This is a genomic window from Bradyrhizobium sp. Tv2a-2 (assembly GCF_000472425.1).
In the GTDB taxonomy this organism is placed as follows: Bacteria; Pseudomonadota; Alphaproteobacteria; order Rhizobiales; family Xanthobacteraceae; genus Bradyrhizobium.
Window position 1 is genome coordinate 80121 of the sequence record NZ_AXAI01000011.1, and the last position, 19653, is coordinate 99773.

General features: G+C 64.7%; 20 protein-coding genes. 11 read left to right on the plus strand and 9 right to left on the minus strand.

Going from position 1 to position 19653, the window contains the following annotated elements; all coding sequences use genetic code 11:
- The first annotated feature begins 61 nt into the window (after positions 1-61).
- Positions 62-862, plus strand: a complete 801-nt coding sequence (thiD, locus tag A3AI_RS0123140) for a bifunctional hydroxymethylpyrimidine kinase/phosphomethylpyrimidine kinase (RefSeq protein ID WP_024517866.1) — start codon at positions 62-64, stop codon at positions 860-862.
- Positions 863-1039: 177 nt separating this feature from the next.
- On the opposite strand, the gene A3AI_RS0123145 is transcribed toward thiD, so the two are convergent.
- From A3AI_RS0123145 to A3AI_RS0123155, 3 genes are all read right to left on the minus strand, one after another.
- On the minus strand, positions 1040-2068 hold the full coding sequence (locus tag A3AI_RS0123145) for an LLM class flavin-dependent oxidoreductase (RefSeq protein ID WP_024517867.1): 1029 nt from the start codon (positions 2066-2068) through the stop codon (positions 1040-1042).
- A gap of 176 nt (positions 2069-2244) precedes the next feature.
- Positions 2245-2598, minus strand: coding sequence for a response regulator (locus tag A3AI_RS0123150; RefSeq protein WP_024517868.1), 354 nt, complete (start codon positions 2596-2598; stop codon positions 2245-2247).
- Positions 2599-2728: 130 nt separating this feature from the next.
- On the minus strand, positions 2729-2914 hold the full coding sequence (locus A3AI_RS0123155) for a hypothetical protein (protein WP_502685760.1): 186 nt from the start codon (positions 2912-2914) through the stop codon (positions 2729-2731).
- A gap of 141 nt (positions 2915-3055) precedes the next feature.
- On the opposite strand from A3AI_RS0123155, the gene A3AI_RS47825 reads away from it, so the two are divergent.
- The 3 genes from A3AI_RS47825 to A3AI_RS47830 all read left to right on the plus strand — a co-directional run bounded on the left by A3AI_RS47825 (position 3056) and on the right by A3AI_RS47830 (position 3847).
- Positions 3056-3193: a hypothetical protein gene (locus tag A3AI_RS47825; protein WP_156927900.1), complete on the plus strand. Its 138-nt coding sequence runs from the start codon at positions 3056-3058 to the stop codon at positions 3191-3193.
- A gap of 107 nt (positions 3194-3300) precedes the next feature.
- Complete coding sequence (locus tag A3AI_RS0123165; RefSeq protein WP_024517870.1) at positions 3301-3546, plus strand: hypothetical protein; 246 nt, start codon at positions 3301-3303, stop codon at positions 3544-3546.
- A 73-nt stretch (positions 3547-3619) separates the two neighbouring features.
- Positions 3620-3847, plus strand: a complete 228-nt coding sequence (locus tag A3AI_RS47830) for a hypothetical protein (RefSeq protein ID WP_024517871.1) — start codon at positions 3620-3622, stop codon at positions 3845-3847.
- A 34-nt stretch (positions 3848-3881) separates the two neighbouring features.
- Here A3AI_RS47830 and A3AI_RS0123175 read toward each other — a convergent pair whose 3' ends face one another.
- Genes A3AI_RS0123175 through A3AI_RS43315 form a run of 4 tightly spaced genes read right to left on the minus strand, consistent with a single transcriptional unit; the run spans position 3882 to position 9050 of the window.
- Positions 3882-5075 carry a CaiB/BaiF CoA transferase family protein gene (locus tag A3AI_RS0123175; protein ID WP_024517872.1) on the minus strand — a complete coding sequence of 398 codons (1194 nt, stop codon included), beginning with the start codon at positions 5073-5075 and terminating at the stop codon, positions 3882-3884.
- An 11-nt stretch (positions 5076-5086) separates the two neighbouring features.
- Positions 5087-7324 (minus strand): acyl-CoA dehydrogenase family protein, encoded by a 2238-nt coding sequence (locus A3AI_RS0123180; protein ID WP_024517873.1) that lies wholly within the window; start codon positions 7322-7324, stop codon positions 5087-5089.
- Between the two features lie 5 nt (positions 7325-7329).
- Positions 7330-8139, minus strand: coding sequence for an enoyl-CoA hydratase/isomerase family protein (locus A3AI_RS0123185; protein ID WP_245286937.1), 810 nt, complete (start codon positions 8137-8139; stop codon positions 7330-7332).
- 44 nt (positions 8140-8183) lie between these two features.
- Complete coding sequence (locus A3AI_RS43315; protein WP_024517875.1) at positions 8184-9050, minus strand: FadR/GntR family transcriptional regulator; 867 nt, start codon at positions 9048-9050, stop codon at positions 8184-8186.
- Positions 9051-9147: 97 nt separating this feature from the next.
- Here A3AI_RS43315 and A3AI_RS0123195 point away from each other — a divergent pair, with 97 nt between their 5' ends.
- The 5 genes from A3AI_RS0123195 to A3AI_RS0123215 all read left to right on the plus strand — a co-directional run bounded on the left by A3AI_RS0123195 (position 9148) and on the right by A3AI_RS0123215 (position 14773).
- Positions 9148-10287, plus strand: coding sequence for an acyl-CoA dehydrogenase family protein (locus A3AI_RS0123195; RefSeq protein WP_024517876.1), 1140 nt, complete (start codon positions 9148-9150; stop codon positions 10285-10287).
- Between the two features lie 41 nt (positions 10288-10328).
- Positions 10329-11534 (plus strand): ABC transporter substrate-binding protein, encoded by a 1206-nt coding sequence (locus tag A3AI_RS0123200; protein WP_036049263.1) that lies wholly within the window; start codon positions 10329-10331, stop codon positions 11532-11534.
- 320 nt (positions 11535-11854) lie between these two features.
- The gene (locus tag A3AI_RS0123205) at positions 11855-12667 is read left to right on the plus strand and encodes a UDP-2,3-diacylglucosamine diphosphatase (RefSeq protein WP_024517878.1); all 813 of its coding nucleotides are present in this window, start codon (positions 11855-11857) and stop codon (positions 12665-12667) included.
- Positions 12668-12682: 15 nt separating this feature from the next.
- Positions 12683-13738: a glycosyltransferase family 4 protein gene (locus A3AI_RS0123210; RefSeq protein WP_024517879.1), complete on the plus strand. Its 1056-nt coding sequence runs from the start codon at positions 12683-12685 to the stop codon at positions 13736-13738.
- Between the two features lie 45 nt (positions 13739-13783).
- Positions 13784-14773 (plus strand): threonine/serine dehydratase family protein, encoded by a 990-nt coding sequence (locus A3AI_RS0123215; RefSeq protein ID WP_024517880.1) that lies wholly within the window; start codon positions 13784-13786, stop codon positions 14771-14773.
- Positions 14774-14853: 80 nt separating this feature from the next.
- Here the strand turns inward: A3AI_RS0123215 and A3AI_RS0123220 are convergent, their stop codons facing one another.
- Entirely contained in the window at positions 14854-16119 is a 1266-nt protein-coding gene (locus A3AI_RS0123220; RefSeq protein ID WP_024517881.1) for a hypothetical protein, read from the minus strand.
- Between the two features lie 76 nt (positions 16120-16195).
- Between A3AI_RS0123220 and A3AI_RS0123225 the strand changes: the two genes are divergently transcribed.
- Positions 16196-17395: an MFS transporter gene (locus tag A3AI_RS0123225; RefSeq protein WP_024517882.1), complete on the plus strand. Its 1200-nt coding sequence runs from the start codon at positions 16196-16198 to the stop codon at positions 17393-17395.
- Here the strand turns inward: A3AI_RS0123225 and dgcA are convergent.
- Positions 17365-18372 carry an N-acetyl-D-Glu racemase DgcA gene (gene dgcA / locus A3AI_RS0123230; RefSeq protein ID WP_024517883.1) on the minus strand — a complete coding sequence of 336 codons (1008 nt, stop codon included), beginning with the start codon at positions 18370-18372 and terminating at the stop codon, positions 17365-17367. The two genes, A3AI_RS0123225 and dgcA, sit on opposite strands and share 31 nt — an antisense overlap.
- Before the next feature lie 147 nt (positions 18373-18519).
- Here dgcA and A3AI_RS0123235 point away from each other — a divergent pair, with 147 nt between their 5' ends.
- A complete protein-coding gene (locus tag A3AI_RS0123235; RefSeq protein WP_024517884.1) occupies positions 18520-19653 on the plus strand; it encodes an MlaE family ABC transporter permease in 1134 nt (377 codons plus the stop codon).

The following is a 19653-nucleotide window of genomic DNA, read 5'->3' on the forward strand; positions in this document are numbered from 1 at the left end:
AGATTTGGGCCCGTCTGGCAAGCAAACTTGCTGCAATCCGGCGGTCGCGCTATCACACATCATGGCCACGCCTGTCGCGCTTACCATCGCAGGCTCCGACTCAAGCGGTGGCGCAGGCATCCAGGCCGACCTCAAGACCTTTGCCGCGCTCTCCGTCTACGGCGCCTCCGCCATCACTGCGCTGACCGCGCAGAACACGCGCGGGGTGAGCGCGATCTACCCCGTGCCGCCCGACTTCGTCACCGCGCAGCTCGATGCGGTGTTCGCTGACCTCAGCGTCGGCGCGGTCAAGACCGGGCTGCTGGGCGGGCGCGCGACCATCGAGGCGATCGCCGCCGCCTTCGGGCGCTGGTCGCCGCTTTTTGTCGTGATCGATCCGGTGATGGTGGCGACCTCGGGTGATCGGCTGCTGCCCGCCGACGCGGTCGATGCGCTGCGCACGAAGCTCATTCCGCTCGCCTCGATCATCACCCCCAATTTGCCCGAGGCTGCCGTGCTGTTGAGCGAGCCGCTCGCCACAAGCGATGCGGCAATCGAAAGCCAGGGCCGGCGGCTGCTCTCGCTCGGTTGCCCCCATGTGCTGATCAAGGGCGGCCACGGGCACGGCAGCGAAAGTATCGATTATCTCATCAGCGCAAGCAGCACCCTGCCGCTCGCAAGCCCGCGCCTCGAAACCCGCAACACCCACGGCACCGGCTGCTCGTTGTCCGCGGCGGTCGTTGCGGGCCTTGCGAAGGGCGAGGACCTAGAGACCGCGGTCCGCAACGCCAAGCGCTTCATCAGCGAAGCCATCGCCTCTGCCGACCGCTTTGCAGTCGGGCATGGCCACGGGCCGGTGCATCACTTCCACCGATATTATTGAGAGTGGGACCTCTGACGAAAAAAACGCCGACAGCCCTCAACGAGCTGCCGGCGTGCGAAACTCTTAAAAATGGCGCGTACGCCGGTTATGTCGTCCCGCGCCGCAGCATCCTCCTAGCTCCGGCGGGCGCGGCGGCATAGTTCCCAAATGGGAAGTGGCGCCTTATGAACAAGGCCTTCACGCCAGCATGTCCCGCACCATCGGCGCCACTTTGGTCGCATAAAGCTCGATGCTGTGCATCAGCTTCTCGTGCGGCAGGGGACCTGCCGAGTATTTCAGGTGGAAGCGGGCGAGGCCGAGCGCCTTGGCGGTTGCGGCGATCTTGCGCGCCACCGTCTCGGGTGAGCCGACATAGAGCGAGCCGTGATCGGCCTCGCGCAAAAACTCCTCACGCCCCATCGGCGGCCAGCCGCGTTCCTTGCCGATGCGATCGCGCATGATCTTGTAATCGGGCCACAGCTCCTCGCGCGCCTGGTTGTCGCTGTCGGCGACATAGCCCGGTGAATGCACACCGATCGGCTTCACGCTGCGGCCGAATTCGCGGAGCGCGCGGTGATAGAGCTCGACATAGGGCGCGAACCGCTTCGGGTCGCCTCCGATGATCGCGAGCATCAAGGGCAGGTCATGATGCGCCGCGCGCACCACCGATTCCGGGCTGCCGCCGACGCCGATCCAGGTCTTCAGCGGAGGGTGCTCGACCGGCGGATAGACCAGCTGGTTCTTAAGCGGCGGGCGCAGCTTGCCCTGCCAGGTCACCGGCTCCTGCTTCAGGAGTGCTGCGAACAGATCGAGCTTCTCCTCGAACAGCTGCTCGTATTGCCGGAGGTCGAAGCCGAACAGCGGAAAGGATTCGGTGAACGAGCCGCGCCCGAGGATCACCTCCGCGCGGCCGTTCGATGCCGCATCAAGCGTAGAGAAGCGCTGGAATACGCGGATGGGATCGTCAGAGCTCAGCACCGTGACCGCGGAGCCGAGTCTGATGCTTTTGGTGCGAGCGGCGATGGCGGCAAGCGCCACCTCGGGCGCCGAGATCGCGAAGTCGGCGCGGTGATGCTCGCCAAGCCCGATGAAGTCGATGCCGAGTTCGTCGGCGAGCACGGCTTCCTCGATCACATTGCGGATCGCCTGCGCATGCGACACCGGCGCGCCATCCGCGCCACGCATGACGTCGCCGAAAGTATCCAAACCAAATTCGATGGGAGGCATTTCACTCGTCTCTCTGACCGATCCCGGGCGCGATTGCCGCGTCCTGCTCGGTTATGAACCAGAGTTACTTAACGACTATGCCTCGACGGGTAAGGGCGCTCGCGCGAAACGCTCAGTTTCCGTTTTTTGCCTTTCGCGAGAGAGACTGCACGTCGCCGTTGCGTCGCGCCGCCGGCTCAGCCGTGCACGGCCTGCAGCAGATCGGAGATGCGGTAGGGCTTGGCAAAGACGCAGACGTCGGACGGCAGGGTCGCGCGGCCGGCGCCGGAGACGACGATGATCCGCAAATGCGGGCAGCATTGCCGCGCGAAGGTCGCAAGATCGATGCCGTTGCCTTGGCCCGCAAGCTCGACGTCAGTCACCATCAGCGTGAGCTCGATACCGGCGCGCGCAATGACGAGCTCGGCCGCCTCAGCGCTCTCGCACTGAATCACGTCCAGGTTTTCCTGCTTCAATGCGTCGCTTAATACCTCGCGCTGAAGTGGATCATCCTCGACCACCAGCGCCAGCGACGGAACGTCCAGATGCATCGCGGCCTCCGCTATTCACCTGGGTTAATGCGGTGAGGCCTGCGTGGTTCGCGCGTGCCGACCTGGGGCGCGCTGTGTTCATGTGTATACAGAGCCCGTAGGCCCGCGCGAGCATGTCCGCTGAAGTTGATCAGAGTTCGCTGCTTTCACCCTCGGTCGCCTGGGCAGCGATCGCGGCTTCGACGTCGGCCGCCATGTCAAGCAGCCGCCGCGACAGCCGCGCGAACAGCTCGCGTTTGCCATAGTCCGTTGCAAGCTTGCTGATGAGGTCGCACTCGGCTGCATCGACGCGCAGCTTTTCCAATTTTGCTTTCATGTCTCTCATCATATCATTACTGCACGTGCCGCGCGGCGAGAGTGTTCAGAAGTGTACACTCGCTGCTTTGCACAGGCGATTTGGGTGTGTTGGCACCGCTCGTCTGTACCATCGAACGCGCGTGTGCGGGAACATTTGCCGTTGTCCCGCGTCATCTGGTTTCCAAGAGGAAACCATTCGGAGGAGGACATCATGGGTTTTGGAAGAGGTGCCTTGCTGTGGTTGCTGGGCGTGCCGCTGCCGATCATCCTGCTGCTGGCGCTGTTCTGGCATCACTAAAGCAAGCGAGTTCTGAGAGCGCCGCGAAAAGCGGCGCTTCTCTTGTGTGGGAACAATAGCCCTTGTCGGACATTCTTCCCGCACCACGGTTTGGAGGAGAGGAACAGATGCGGAAGTATTTATTTGCTGCAGCGATGATCGGCGCGCTTGCGACGCCCGCCCTTGCGGACGATGTTGGCGTGCATGTCGGTCCCGTCGGCGCGGGAGTCACAGTTGGCGAAGCCCCGCACGAGCGCGACCACACCACCGTGGTCAAGGAGCGCGAGCCGCGTGATGACCGGACCACGGTGATCAAGAAGCAGGACGAGTTCGGCAATCGCAGCAAGACCGTCATCCATCACGACAACGACTAGTCGCAAGGAGGCTCTGGTCGCGTTGTGCACCGGAGCCTTCTCTTTTTGATTTACGATATTTTGGAGCTCTTGAATGAATGCTCTGACAAATGAGAGGTCATCTGTATCGGCGGCCATTCGGCGCGCGATGGAGGCTTTCGAGCTGGTGCGGGATCGCAGCCCGGCAGAGGTCACGCGTGCGCGGGGGGCGTTGACGCGGCATATCGAGCAGCTGTTCGCGTCCGGCCAGACCGACGAAGAGCGTCTTGCCGTTGCCGGTCTCGTCTATCTCAGGTCGCTGCCGGCCGCGGAGCCTGTGTGAGCGGTGGCGCGTCGTCCGTCGCGGGCGGAGCAGGTCAGCCCGGCGTTCCGAAGGCCCCGCTCGCGGCGAACCGCTTGATGGCATCAGGGCCCAGCTTGAGCAGCGAAGCGAGAATGTCGTTGCCGTGCTGGCCAATCGCTGGCACCTCGCGTCGCATGGCGGTGAGGCCGCCGGACATCTGCCAGGGCGCGTTGACGCCGATGAACTCTCCGGCGCCGTCGGCGAGCGCGGCGAAGGCGCCTCGTTGCATGAGGTGCGGATCGGTCAGCGCCGCACCGGGATCGCGATAGTCAGCGGCCGGCACGCCCGCGCGCGCAAGCGCGGCTAGGCATTCCGCCGATGTATGGCGCTCCGTCCATTTCTCCACGATCTGCATCATGGCGTTCCAGTTGGCGCCGCGCGCGGGCACGCTGGCAAAGCGCGGATCCTGGGTCAGCTCGCTCTGTCCCGTCACCTCGCAGAGGGCTGAGAAATTGCGCGAGGTCACCGGTGCGATCAGGATGTCGCCGTCCTGGGTACGCACAGGACCGTAAGCTGGGCGCGGCGCTTCCACCGGACATTGCGCTTCCTGCAGCTCATAGACCAGGAGGTTGAGCATGCAGTCCATCAGAGCCACGTCGATGCGCTGGCCCTTGCCGTACTTGGCGCGCTGGACCAGCGCGGTCTGGATCGCCGCATAGCCGAAAATGCCGCCGAGCACGTCGGCGACGAACACCGCGCCCGCCGCGGGGCGGTCGCGATCGCCGGCATAGCGCATCAGCGCGCGGTCAAAGCCGCTTTCGGCATGCACGATCATGGCATAGGCCGCGCGCTCGGCGCTGGGGCCGGACTGGCCATAGCCGGAGATCGAGCAATAGACCAGCCGAGGATTGATCTCGCGCAGGGCGTCGTAGCCAAGGCCCAGGCGATCCATCACACCGGGGCGGAAATTCTCGACCACGATATCGGTCTGCTCGACCATCTGGTGGACGAGCTTGATTGCCTCGGTGCTTTTCAGATCGAGCGCCAGGCTCCGCTTGCCCGCATTGAGCTGGCCGAAATAGGTGCTGTGCCCCTCGCGGCAGGGGGCGCGGAGCCGCATGTCGTCGCCTTCGGGCGGCTCGATCTTGATGACGTCGGCACCGCCATCGGCGAGCAGCCGCGCGCAATAGGGTCCGGCCAGCATGATGGAGAAATCCAGCACCCGCAGGCCTTCGAGCGGCGCCGTTTTCGCTTCCGTTTCCGCCATCGCAGTAACTCCTATCTCGGTAAGCCAAGCCCGCGCTGCGCGATCAGGCTGCGCTGGATTTCATTGGTGCCGATGCTGATCACCCACATCAGGGAATGGCGCAGGTTCTGCTCGAACCGGCCATTGTCGATCGCGCCCGGCATCTGTTCGGAAAGGCAGGCGCGCATGCCGAGAATGTCGAGCGCGGTCTCGCCAAAACGCTCCATCAGCTCGCCGGAAAACACCTTGCTGATGGCGCCATATTCCGGCGGGGTGACGCCGTTGGCGGCGAGCTCGGCGCAATGCATCATCAATTGGCGGCCGACCTCGATCTCGGCTGCAAGCTGCGCCATCCGCTCGCGAACCAGCGGATCGTCGCAAAGCGGAGCGCGATCTTCCGCTTCCGCCATGACGTGCCGGCGCAATTGTTCGAAGGCGTGCGCGACCTTCAGCACGATGCCGCCGCCGACCAGGCCGCGCTCGAAGGCAAGCGCGCCCGTCAGCACCTTCCATCCGCCGTTGACCTCGCCGACCAGGTGATCGAGGGGAATGCGGACATTGTCGTAGAAGATGTTGGCAAACGTGCCGTCATACATCGTCACGGCCGGGCGGATGGTGATGCCGGGCGTCTCCATCGGCACGATGAACATGCTGATTCCAGCATGCGCCGGCTTGGCCGTGCTATCGGTGCGTGCGGCGAGAAACATGTATTTGCCCCACCAGGTCGTGGTCCAGATCTTCTGGCCGTTGATCACCCAATGGTTGCCATCCCTGACCGCGCGGGTCTTCAGCGCCGCGAGGTCGGAGCCCGCCTGCGGCTCGCTATAGCCCATGCCGTGCATGGCCTCGCCGCGCAGGATTTCCGGCAGATATCTGCGCTGCTGTTCGGCCGTCCCGAACATCAGCAGCGCATTGGCCTGGATGGCGGCGCCGATGCGCGGCGCTTCGGCACGCTCCATCGTCTCGATAAGGGCGATCTGTTCCAGCGGCGAGCGGGCCTGGCCATTGAATTCCCTCGGCCAGCCGAGGCCGATCCACCCCGTTTGGCCGATGTCGCGGGCGAATTCCGCATCGAACTCGCGCTTGGAAAAAGGCTTTGCGTCGAACGCCGCCTTGCGTTCGCCAGACCAGTTAGTGGCGAGCCAGGCCTCCACCTCCTGGCGCAGGGCATTCGCGGCTTCGCCCAGATCATATTGCGGCAGAGGTGCGCCGCCGCGATCGAACAGAAACGCAGCGATGCCACGTCGCGCCTGGGCCGCGCCGCCAAGCGCGACGGTGTCGAGATGGACGCGCTTGAAATGTGCGGGCGCCTCGTGCTCCTCGGCATAGCCGATCGCGCCAAACGTATGCTGGGTCTCCAGCACAACGCGCCGCAGCGCATCGCTCGCAAACGCGATGGCGCAATTTGCGAAATAGCGCCAGTTGGCATCGCTGCAGTCGTGCAGATGACCTGCGTGATCAATAGTCAGCCGCACGCCTTCGAGCGCGATCAGGCCATCGGCGAGCTTGTGCTGGATGGCCTGGAATCTGCCGATCTTCTGGCCGAACTGCTCGCGCTCTCGGGCGTAATCGACCGCGAGCTCGAAAGCTCGCCGGGCGGCACCATGCGCACGTGCAGCAAGCGCAAGCTTGGCCTTGAGCAGGAGGTCCAAGACCGAGACTTGCTTGAGCTGAACCACGACCGCTGGCACTGCATCGAGCCTGATCTCGTACAAACCCCAGGCGCCCATTGCCCGGGTCGGGACCGTTTCGACGCCGACTGCCTTCAACTCGATGACTGCAAGCTCGTGGTCCCCGATAGCCACGACCAGATGTGTGCAGCTCGCCGCAACCTCGACAAAGCGGAGCGTTCCGCTGGCGCGATCGTCGGCGATGCGCAGCGAGCCGGTGCCGCGATCGGGATCGCACGCACCGAAAGAGAAGCAGATCATGGCGGCGCCGGCATGCAGCCGTCCGAGCAGGTCGCGGGTGCCGTCCACCTCGCAATCTGCCAGGGCCAGATTGGCCAGCGCGGCCGACCACATCGGGCCAGGGCAGGCAGCGCGGCCGAGCTCGTCCATCACGATAAGGATTTCGCGCAGGGCGCCTTCGCTGAAATCATGGCCCAATGCCGCCACGCCCTGGCCGACGAGCCTGGTCCAGATCGCGGATACCTGCTCCGGCGCGGCGGTACGATTTGCCGCCTCATCGGCCCGCCAATGTTCGCCAAGGAAGCCGCGTAGGGAATCCCGGAGCATCTCCCTGACGTCGTCGCCGGGAAGCTCATCCATCGCGGTCACGCCTGCCCAAATTTCGGCCGACGCTTTTCCTTGAACGCAGTCGTCGCCTCCTTGTGATCGGCGGTCTCGAAGGTGACCTGCTCCAGCGCCATGGAGGCTTCGAGCAGCATGTTCACCCGGTCCTTGACGATCTGGTTGATGGACAGCTTGGTCCAGCGGATGGCCCAGGTCGGGCCGTGGGCGAGCTCGAGCGCGATCTCGCGCGCCTTCTTCAGCACCTCCGCGCGGGACACGACATGGTTGACGAGGCCGAGCCGTTCGGCCTCGCGGCCGTTCAGCAGTGTGCCGCGCATCAGGAATTCCTTGGCCTTGTTGATGCCGACCAGGAGGGGCCAGATCACAGTGCCGCCATCTCCAGCCACCAGGCCCACCCGGGAGACGTGGGTGTCGCCGATACGGGCATCCTCGGCCATCACCGAGATGTCGCTGAGCAGCGCATGCGTTGCCGCGAGCCCGATGGCATCGCCATTGATCGCGGCAATGATCGGCTTGTCGAGCTCGAGCTGGCGGGTGACGGCGCGGCGGCTGATCATGGGATCGTGCACCTCGCCCTCTTCGAGGACGTCGCCGCCCGGCCGCTCCGACATTGCCTTCACGTCGCCGCCGACGCTGAAATAGTCGCCGGCGCCGGTGAGCACGACGGCGTTGACGGCATGGTCGTCGCCGAGATCGTCCCAGATCGTCCGCAGCTCGCGGATCAGCTTCTGATTGATGGCGTTGCGCGCCTGCGGCCGGTTCAGGGTGACGGTCGCGACTTTGTCGGCGACTTCGACCGTCAGGCATTCGTATTTGGCGTATCGGGACATTGTTTCCTCCATATTGTTCGTTGGATTTATCGGGTTCTCAAGGGCTAACGGCGCATGCCGGGCCGCATTTCCGCGAGCGCCACATGCAGCGACATGGCGCCGGGATCCTGCTCCAGCATCCGCTGCACGGCTTCCAGATGCACGCGCATCGACCGTGTCGCGGCCGAGACGTTGCGCTCGCGCAAGGCGGCGACGAACTGCCGCCGCCGCTCGACCAGCCGCGCCATGGCGACGCCGCTGGAGGCGACCTTGGCATAGACGAAGCGCATATGGATCTCGGTGACGGAGTCCATGATCATGGCGATCACCTTGTTTCCGGTCGCCGCCGCCAGGTGCCTGTAGAAATCGCGCGAGCATTCGACGCGGTCGAGCAGGCGGCCCTCGCGGGTGGCAAGGTCGGTGCGTTCGATATTGTCGTCCAGCGCGTCGAAATGGGCCTGCCGCCCGTTGGCGCAGGCGAGCCGGACCGCAAGGTCCAGCACGTGGACGCGGGCCTCGGAGAGCTCGCGCACCGAGATGGTGCCGAGGCTCAGCATGTCCTGCATCACCACGTTCATGCGGCTGGTGTCGCCCTCGCGCACGAAGGCGCCCCCCTTGACGCCCTTCCGCAGCCGCAGCACGCCGGCCATCTCGAGACTCCGCAGTGCCTCGCGCAGCACGTTGCGGCTGACACCGAGCTGCTGCGCCAGATCGCGTTCGGCCGGCAGCTTGTCGCCGGGCTTGAGCACGCCGAGCGCGAGCTGCTCGCGGATGCGGTCGCAGATCTCCTCGAATGCACGGCGGGTGTGAATGGGACGGAAGGTCGGCGCGGCCGGCGTCCCGGCGGCGCGATGGTCGGTGGCTCGCTCGCGCCGGCCGGAGGATGTCTGCCGGGGGCGGCCTGGAGGGCGGGGGCTTGACTTGGTCGTCATGCAGGTGATTATTAAATGGATCACCCATTAAATGGAAGTCCTTTTTTGGGGTTGACCCAACGAACAAAGGGCCTTCGAGGCAAAAAGGGGAGTTGCGATGAGCTTCACCGAAGAGCAAGCGGCCTTTCGCGACAGCGTCAGGCGAATGGCGGCAAAGCACGTAGCGCCGATCGCAGCCGAGATCGACGAGACCGATCGCTTCCCGCTGGAGATCGTGAAGCTGTTCGGCGAGATGGGGCTGATGCAGCTCTGGGTGCCCGAGCGCTATGGCGGCCCGAACGGCAACCTCACCATGGCCTGCATCGCGCGCGAGGAGATATCGAAGGTCTCACCCGCCTGTGCCTCGATCGCGGCCCTCAACACCATGTTCATCATGCCGTTACTGCATTTCGGCTCCGAGGCGCAGCGCGAGAAATACCTGCCGATCGTTGCCAGGGGCGGCGTGGTGACTGCGATCGCGATTTCGGAGCCGCAGGCTGGATCAGACGTCAGCGCCATCAACACCCGTGCGAAGAAGGACGGCGACAGCTATGTGCTGAACGGCCGCAAGCAATGGTGCAGCTACGGCGTGGTCGCCGACTATATCGTGGTGATGGCGCGCACCAGCGACAGGCCAGGCGCTGACGGCATCAGCGCCTTCATCGTCGAGCCGAAGACAATGGAAGGCATCAGCTTCGGCCGCCACGAGCGCAAGATGGGCTTTCGCGGTGCGCCCAACACGCCGATCTTTCTCGACAATGTCCGCGTGCCCGCCGAGAACCTGGTGGGCGAGGAGGGCAAGGGCTTCCGCGCCTCGATGCGGGCGCTCGACCTCAACCGTCCCACCATCGGCGCCCAGTCGGTCGGGCTCGCGCAGGGCGCGCTGGATGCGTGCCTTGCCTATGCCAAGGAGCGCAGGCAGTTCAAGCAGTCGATCTCGGAATTCCAGGGCGTGCAGTTCATGCTCGCCGACATGGCGGTGCAGATCGAGGCGGCGCGCGCACTCGTTTATGAATGCGCCCGCGCCGGCGATGCCGGCGACTGGAAGCGGCTGAACCTGCTGGCGAGCATGGCGAAATGCTTCGGCAGTGACATGGCGATGAAGGTCACGACCGATGCTGTGCAAATCTTCGGCGGCTATGGCTACACCATGGACTATCCGGTCGAGCGCATGATGCGCGACGCCAAACTCACCCAGATTTTCGAAGGCACCAACCAGATCCAGCGCGTGGTGATCGCGCGCGAGCTGCTCAGATAAAACACAAAAACGAGAAAACGGAGGAAACATTGCGTAGTCGAATGATCACTTGCGCCTGTTTTGCATCGGCGCTTGCCGCTTTCCTTGGCGCCACATCCGCCCTTGCGCAAAAAGCCTACGATCCCGGCGCCGGCGACACCGAGATCAAGCTCGGCCAGTCGACGCCGCTGAGCGGCCCCGCGTCGGCTTTCGGTGCCGGCGCTGGCAGGGCCGTGGTCGGGTTCTTCGACATGGTGAACGAGCGGGGCGGCATCAATGGCCGCAAGATCGCCTTCACCCAGCTCGACAATGCCTACAGCGCACCGAAAGCGATCGAGCAGTCGCGCAAGCTGGTCGAGGATATCGGGGTGCTGGCCGAAGTCGGCACGATCGGGACGGTGCCGAATGTCGCGATCCAGAAATATCTCAATTCCAAGCAGGTGCCGCAGCTGTTCATCACCGCCGGCGGACGCCGCTTCAATGACCCCAAGACGTTCCCGTGGACGGTGCCGCTCTATCCCGACTTCGAGACCGAGGGCCGTGTCGTTGCGAAATATATCCTCATGAGCAAGCCGGAGGCGAAGATCGGCGTGCTCTACCAGAACGACGATTTCGGCAAGGATTATGTCAGGGGATTGCGCGCTGGCCTGGGCGAGCGGGCCGGGCAGATCATTGCCGAGACATCCTATGAGCTCACGCAGCCCACGATCGACTCGCAGATCGTGCAGCTCAAGGCGGCCGGGGTCGATACACTGATCGAGCAATCTTCCGCCAAGGCGACGGCGCAGGCGATCCGCAAGGTCCATGAGCTGAACTGGAGCCCGCTCCATATCATCGGCGGCTCCACGGCTTCAGTCGAGACCGTGCTGAAGCCAGCTGGGCTCGAGGCCTCCAAGGGCGTCGTGACGACGCTGTTCCTCAAGCAGCCCGGCGATCCCGCCTGGGCCGATGATTCCGAGGTCAAGGCCTACAAGAGCTTCCTCGCGAAATACGCTGCGTCGACCAACCCGGACGACTATTCCGTTCTGGTCGCCTACATGAACGTCAATGCACTCGCGCTGGTCCTGAAGAAGTGCGGCGACAAGCTCACGCGCGAAAATCTGGTTCACCAGGCCACGTCGCTGCATGGCGAGCGGCTGCCGCTGATGCTTCCGGGGTTGTCGATCGGCATGAAGCCTGACGACTACACACCGTTCCGGACGCTGCGCATCGCAACATTCAACGGCGAAAGCTGGACGCTGACCGGGGATCCCGTGACGGCGGAGTAGGGAAGCGCAGTGGCCCGAATGAGCGTGGCGATATCCGGGTTAAAGCAAAGCTCGGGCGAAATGCGCCGCGAGGATGAGAGCGTGTGCTCAAAACTCGCGACGTTGCGGATGAAAATTTCAGCAACGCGCTTGTGCTTATCGGCCCGCATTTCCACGGGAATGCCCCGCGTGTCGCCTGATTGTCGCATGGCCCTGCTATCGCCACTTGAAGACGTGGGACACCCGATTCGAAAAATGCGGCGAATGAGGCTGCGGGGTTGGGTCCACGAGTATTATTGCTCGTCATCGCATTGTCACGGGAATCTGTTAGGGGCGCGTCCATGGGAAGTGATGTCGCAAGTGAAGAGAGCGCAGAGCGGCGCTTTCGCACTTTGTTCATCTCCGATGTTCATCTCGGAGCCCGCGGCTCGCAGGCCGAAAAGCTGCTCGATTTTCTTCGTAGCCATGACGCCGACACCATCTATCTGGTGGGCGACATTGTTGACGGCTGGGCGCTGAAGTCGGGCTGGTACTGGCCGCAGTCGCATAACGACTTCGTGCAGAAGATGCTGCGCAAGGCGCGCAAGGGCGCCAAGGTCATCTACATCCCCGGCAACCACGACGAGTTCCTGCGCAAATATTACGGCACGCATTTCGGCGGCATCGACGTGGTCGAGAATGCGGTCCACACCGGCGCCGACGGTAAACGGTACCTCGTGATCCACGGCGATATCTTCGACCTCGTGGTGCAGAACGCGCGCTGGCTCGCGCATCTCGGCGACAAGGCCTATGACTTCGCGATCCAGATGAACCGCCTCGTCAACTTCTTCCGCCGTATGTTTGGCGTGCCCTATTGGTCGCTGTCGCAATGGGCGAAGCAGAAGGTCAAAAAGGCGGTGAACTATATCGGCGCGTTCGAGACCGCGCTCGTCGCCGAAGCGCGCCGCCACAGCGCCGAAGGCGTGATTTGCGGCCACATCCACTATGCGGTGATCCGCGACGAGCAGGGCATCCGCTACATGAATTGCGGCGACTGGGTGGAGAGCTGCACCGCGCTTGCCGAGCATGAGGACGGCCGGTTCGAAATCATCACCTGGACCGATCTGGCCAGCCACACAGCGCCGGTGCCGCGGATCGCGGCTCGCGCCGCGTAGGCGACAAGGAGAGCCATGCGCATCCTGGTCGCGACCGATGCATGGCACCCGCAAGTCAACGGGGTCGTGCGCACCCTGACCATGATGGCGGAAGCGGTCGAGGCGCTGGGCGCGCAGGTTTCATTCCTCACGCCGGAATCCTTCCGCACCGTGGGCCTGCCAAGCTACCGCGATCTTCGCGTGGCTTTGCCGCGTCCGGCGCGGATCGCCGAGCTTATCGAAGCGCAGGCGCCTGACACCATCCATATCGCCACCGAAGGGCCGATCGGCCTCTTGGTGCGGCGCTATTGCCGCAAACACGAGCTGCCGTTCACGACCAGCTTTCACACCCGCTTTCCGGATTACGTCTCGGCACGGGCGCCGGTACCGGAATCCTGGGTCTGGAGCACGCTGCGCTGGTTCCATGGTCCGAGCGAAGCCGTGATGGCGGCGACGCCGGCTTTGGCCAATGAGCTGCGCGAGCGCGGCTTCCGCAATGTCGTGCTGTGGCCTCGCGGGGTCGATACAAAACTGTTTCATCCTCGCGACGTCGATCTGTGCCAGCCACGACCGGTGTTCCTGTGCGTCGGACGCGTTGCCGTGGAGAAGAACCTCGAGGCGTTTCTGGATCTCGATCTGCCCGGCACGAAAGTCATCGTCGGCGATGGGCCGGCGCGGACAGCGCTGCAGCAGGACTATCCTGATGCCGTCTTTCTGGGCGCCCTGCAGGGAGAGCGGCTGGCCGAGGTCTATGCCTCGGCCGATGTATTCGTGTTTCCCTCCCGCACCGACACCTTCGGGCTGGTGCTTTTGGAGGCGCTGGCGAGCGGGCTGCCGATTGCGGCTTTTCCGGTCAGCGGTCCCGTGGACGTGATCGGCGACGCCCCGGTCGGGGTCTTGAGCGAGGATTTGCGCGCCGCCTGCCTGGCCGCTCTCAACATTCCGCGAGGGACATGCATCGAATTCGCCGCAAAATACACCTGGGAGGCCTCGGGCCGCGCGTTCCTCGACAATATGGCCCTGATTCGGAGGGTCGACAGGCCCGAGGAGGCGTTGGAACTGGCAACCGACCATCCGCGCTTTGTGGTTTGAGGCGGCGACTTGCGGGCGGGGTGCGCGTCGCAGTAAAATGTAGTGATGACCCATATGCCCTCGACCCTTCCGGTCAGCGCCGCCGATGTCGATGCGGCCGCTGCCGTCGTTGCGCCGTTTGCGGTGCGTACGCCACTCCTGTCCGCTCCCGTGCTCAACGAGCGGATCGGAACACGAGTTTTCCTGAAGCCGGAAATGCTGCAGCGGACCGGCTCGTTCAAGTTTCGCGGCGCCTTCAACAAGCTCTCGTCGATCCCGCAAGACAAGCGCGGCGGCGGCGTGGTTGCTTTTTCCTCCGGCAACCACGCGCAAGGTGTCGCAGCTGCGGCAAAGATACTGCACATGCAGGCGACCATCGTGATGCCGCAGGACGCCCCGGTCTCCAAGCGCGAGCGGACCAAGTCCTATGGTGCCGAGGTCGTGCTCTACGACCGCGACCGCGAGGATCGCGAGGCGATTGCGCGAGAGATCGCCGAGAAGCGCGGCGCGACGCTGGTCAAGCCCTATGACGATCCGTTCGTGATCGCTGGCCAAGGCACCGCCGGCCGCGAGATTGCCGAAGACATGGCGGCGCTTGGCCTCAAGCCCGACGTCGTGGTGGCGCCGGCCTCTGGCGGCGGGCTGATCGCGGGCGTTGCGACCGCGGTGAAGGCGCGCTTTCCCTCCACCGAGGTGATCGTTGCCGAACCCGAGGCCTTCGACGATCACTCGCTGTCGCTGCGCGCGGGCAAGCGCGAGCGGCATCACGGCTCGGGCCGCACCATCTGCGACGCGCTGATGGCGGCGATCCCGGGCGAGCTGACCTTTGCGATCAACAGCCAGCTGTTGTCGCGCGGCGTCGTCGCCTCCGATGCCGAGGTTGGTGCGGCGGTGGCGTTCGCGTTCAACGAACTGAAGCTGGTGGTCGAGCCGGGCGGCGCCGTGGGCCTGGCTGCGTTGCTCGCGGGCCGCATCGACACCAGGGACAAGACCATCGTGGTCGTGCTCTCCGGCGGCAATGTCGACGCCGATCTGTTCGCCAAGCTCGTCGCTTGAGCGAGGCACAATGAAAACGGGGCAGAGCCTGTACTCTGCCCTGATGCTATCCCACAACCGTTTGCGAGCGCGGCCGAGGCTTACGAGAAGAACGCGATTTTCTCGGCCTGGCTCATGCGGCGGATCGGCGCCAAGGGATCGGACGGCGCCTTGGGCCGCTGCAGGATGCCGCTGGCGATGAGGGTCGAGCCGAGCGAGGGCTCGGGCGCAACCGGCGGTGCCGGCTCCCGCAGGATTTGCGGTTGCAGGTAGGGGGACGCCAGCTCCCGCTGCGGAGGCGGCGGAGGTGCGACCTCAAGCCGCGGCGCTGGCGTCGGCTCGGGCACGCGGGCGGCGACTGGTTCGACAACCGGCGGCAGCGTGGTGTGAGGCTCTGCGACCTCCTCGGGGAGAAAATCGTCGATCGAATCGTCGGCCGCCGCCATCTCCATGGCGACCATCTCCAGCACTGCCTCGTCCTGGGCGAGCTCATCGGCAACGTCTTGAGCGAGGTCGCTTTGGCCAAGGTCCTGGGCTCCAGTGGCCTGTGCGCTCATCCTATCGGGCTCGATCGCCATCGCGGCAGCGAGTTCGGCCTCGGGCGCTACAGGCTCGGCCTCGGGCACCGCCGTCTCGACGGGCAACTCCGGCTCGACGAAAGCGGTCTCGACGGGCGCCTCATCGATAACGGGCGCTTTCGCCTCAGGCATCCGTATCTCGGCGGGCTGCGCCATCGGTGTTGCGGCTGGCGCGACCACGGTCTCTGCAGTGGCCGTTACGCTTGCCTCCGTATTCGCCGTTCCATTGACCCCGACCGCAGCCTCCTTGCCGTCGGCAAGCTCGTCGAGCTTGTGACGGAGCAGATCGAAAGCCGTGTCAAGCGCAGCACTGCCGTCAGTCTTGGCGATCTCCGTGCAGCTCGCCTCGATCGCGGTGAGTTGCGAATCGATCAGGTCGCAGATGCGGCCGTCGGCGCCGATCTCGCGCCAGCGCCAGGAGATCTCCTTGATGATGCGCGCGCCCTTGTGGATCGGCGCCAGCTTCTGGTCGAGTTCAAGGCCCGTGAAAGCGGCGGCGGCCTTCGTGGCCGCTTCTTCGATCGCGCTGCGGATGGCGGCAAGGGCCTCGAGCAGTCCGTCATCGCGGGGCTGCTCCTGCTTCTGAGCGGCCATCGCCTGCTCGATTCGCGCCACCGCATCGAGCACCATGCTGGTATCAGCATTGCGGTTGCGCTTGGCATATTCGCCGAGAAACCAGCGTCCGCGCGCGGTTTCCATGAAGGCTTCTCGGATCGCGTCGTAATCCTGCTCGCTCGGCAGAGCCGCGCGGGCGGAAATCGGCGAGAGGGCGAATACTTCATCGGCCATGACAAACTCGTTCGCGCAAATCAGCGCGCGTTGAGGTAACGATGACCATGATATCGACTGAATCGCAATTGAATTGATGCCGCCCGAATCACAAATCCCCATCGCTTCGAAGCTGGAGGCCCGGCGATTCGCCCTGCCGCTGGCGTTTTTCTACGGCACGCTGTTCGGATTATCAGGCACGCAGCTGCCGTTCTTCCCGGTCTGGCTGCGCGCCATCGGCATCGATCCGTCCTGGATCGGCATCATCAGCGCCGTTCCGGCGGTGACGCGCTTCACCACCTTGCCATTCGTCACCGGCTTTGCGGAGCGCCGTCAGGCGCTACGCGGCGCGCTGATCGTGACGACCGCTCTGAGCGCTCTCGGCTTTGCGCTGGTCGGCCTGCAGCACAAGGCGATCGCGCTGTTCCTCGCCTATATCGTGACCGCCTGCGTGTGGACGCCAACGGTGCCGCTGACCGACGCCTATGCGCTGCGCGGCGTCCTCCGGTACGGTATCAATTACGGCCCCGCCAGGCTGTGGGGATCGGCCGCATTCGTGCTGGGCGCGCTGGCTTGCGGGCTTCTGATCGACGTGATCGATCCTCGCCATCTGATCTGGATCATCGTCGGCGCGGCGGCGACTGGCGCGGCTGCAAGCTTCATGTTGAAGCCTCTGGAAGCGCTTACGCCCGCTGCTGTGACCGCTCGCCGCGACGATCGGCTGCTGCGCAACACGGCGTTTCTTCTCATCATCGCGGCTTCCGCGCTCGTGCAGGGCAGCCACGCCGCCTACTACACCTTCTCTGCCATCAATTGGCAGGCCCATGGGCTTGGCGGTCTCACCATCGCCGGGCTTTGGGCGCTTGGCGTGGTCGCCGAGATCATCGTGTTTGCGACCTCACCGCGCTTTACGCTCTGCCCTTCGACCCTGGTCGTGATCGGCGCGCTGAGTGCCGTGGCGCGCTGGAGCGTGACGGCCCAGGATCCGGATGTTGGGTTGCTTGCAGTGGTCCAGCTCGGCCACGGCCTGAGCTTCGGCCTGACCCAGGTCGGTACCATGGAACTGCTGGTGCGGCATGTCCCGGCGCACATGATGGCGCGGGGGCAGGGCTATTTCACCGCCTGCAGCGGCATCATCGGCTCATGCGCCGCTGTCGTGTGCGGTGCGATTTATGCTCGCTACGGGCAGGGCGTGTATAATCTGATGGCGGCGATGGCGGGCTCCGGCGCACTCCTGATGTGGCTCGCGCGGCACCAACTCGCGCATCAACCCCACAGCGCTGCGTCGGGAAGATAGACGCGCGCCTCGTCATAATGCAGGCCGTGGTCGCGATCGCGTGCCAGCAGGAGCGGGCCATCGAGATCGACAAAGCGCGCCTGCGGGGTCAGCAGCATGGCGGGCGCCATCGACAACGAGGTGGCGACCATGCAGCCGATCATGATGTCAAAGCCAAGCGCTTGCGCGGCGTCCGCAAGCACGAGCGCCTCCGTCAGTCCGCCTGTCTTGTCGAGCTTGATGTTGACGGCATCGTAGCGGTCACGCAGTGCGGCGAGCGATGCCAGGCCATGCACGCTCTCATCGGCGCAGACGCTGATCGGCCGGCGGACCTGCGCCAGCATCTCGTCTTCGCCCGCGGGCAGCGGCTGCTCGACCAGGGTAACCCCGGCCGCGGCGCAGGCGGCAAGATTTGGTGCGAGGTTGGACGGCGTCCACGCCTCGTTGGCATCGACGATCAGCTCGGTGTGCGGCGCGGCCTTCCTTACGGCTGCAATCCGTTCCGGGTCGCCTTCGCCGCCGAGCTTGATCTTGAGCAGTGGCCGGTGCGCGGCCTTGGCTGTGGCAGCCGCCATGGCTTCATGCGAACCCAGCGAGATGGTATAGGCCGTGGTGCAGGGCTTCGGCTCGCGCCTGCCAAGCACCTCCCAGGCGCGCAGCCCGGCCCGTTTGGCCTCAAGGTCAACCAGGGCGCAGTCCAGCGCGTTGCGGGCTGCGCCGGGCGGCATGGCGGCCTGCAGCGCCTGCCTGTCGAGCCCCTCCGCCACCGCATCCTGCATGGCCAAGATGGCGGCAAGCGTTGCTTCAGGTGTCTCGCCATAGCGGGGGTAGGGGACACATTCGCCACGGCCCAGGGAAATGCGATGGAACCCAGCGTGGCTTATTTCCGCCACAACCGTCAACGCCTCTGTCTTGGCGCCACGGCTGATGGTGAAGGACCCCGCGATTGGGAAGCGCTCGATGCGCGCGGCCAGCGTTTGAGATTCGGCGGAAGTCATTTGAATATATGATGATTTCTGAACCGGTCGGGTGTGTGTTGTGACCAAATATGGCTGGTCGGGGGCGTCCTCGACAAGGCGATCGCTAAAAATGTTGGCATTTTCGTTTACCGGTTCCATGCATAAAGGCGGCAGGAGCACGCCGATTTGAACGCCGACCCGACATTGGAGCGGATCACCCGCGGCAATGCGCTTGCGCTTTGCGCCGCCGGCTCCTGGACCGCGGGTTTCGCGCCGCGCCTGGAAAGGCTGGTGACAGATGCCGAAAAGCTCGCCGGCAGCGGGCCCAACATCTCAATCGATGTCTCGCAGGTCTCCAGGCTCGACACGTTCGGGGCCTGGCTGATCGAGCGGCTGCGCCGCAGCCTGGCCCAGGCCGGGATGGAAACCAAGATCGCGGGCCTGTCCGTGAACTATGCCAGCCTGGTCGAGGAGGTGCGGCGGGTGAAGGCTGCGCCCGACGCCGAGACGACGGCGGTGACGATCTCGGGCATGCTCGCCCAGATCGGGAAAACCGTGGCTGGCGTCAGCGGCACCATGATCGGGCTGATCGACATGCTGGGCGCGGTGCTCGTCGCCACCGGCCGCGTCCTCATCCATCCGCGCAGCTTCCGCCTGACCTCGACCGTGCATCATCTGGAACAGGTGTGCTGGCGCGCCGTGCCGATCATCGTGCTGATCACCTTCCTGATCGGCTGCATCATCTCGCAGCAGGGCATCTTTCATTTCCGCCGCTTCGGCGCCGACATCTTCGTCGTCGACATGCTCGGCGTGCTGGTGTTGCGCGAGATCGGCGTGCTGCTGGTCGCGATCATGGTCGCGGGCCGCTCCGGCAGCGCCTACGCCGCCGAGCTCGGATCGATGAAGATGCGCGAAGAAATCGACGCGCTGCGCACGATGGGCTTCGATCCGATCGAGGTGCTGATATTGCCGCGCATGCTGGCTCTGGTGATTGCGCTGCCGATCCTGGCGTTCCTTGGGGCCATGGCCGCACTCTATGGCGGCGGCCTCGTCGCCTGGCTCTATGGCGGCGTCGATCCCGAAGCATTCCTGCTGCGCCTGCGCGACGCGATCTCTATCGATCATTTCATCGTGGGCATCGTGAAGGCACCGGTCATGGCGGCGGTGATCGGCATCGTCGCCTGCGTCGAGGGGCTTGCCGTGCAGGGCTCGGCTGAATCGCTCGGACAGCACACCACGGCCTCGGTGGTGAAGGGGATCTTCTTCGTCATCGTCATGGATGGCGTGTTCGCGATCTTCTTCGCCTCGATCGGGATGTGA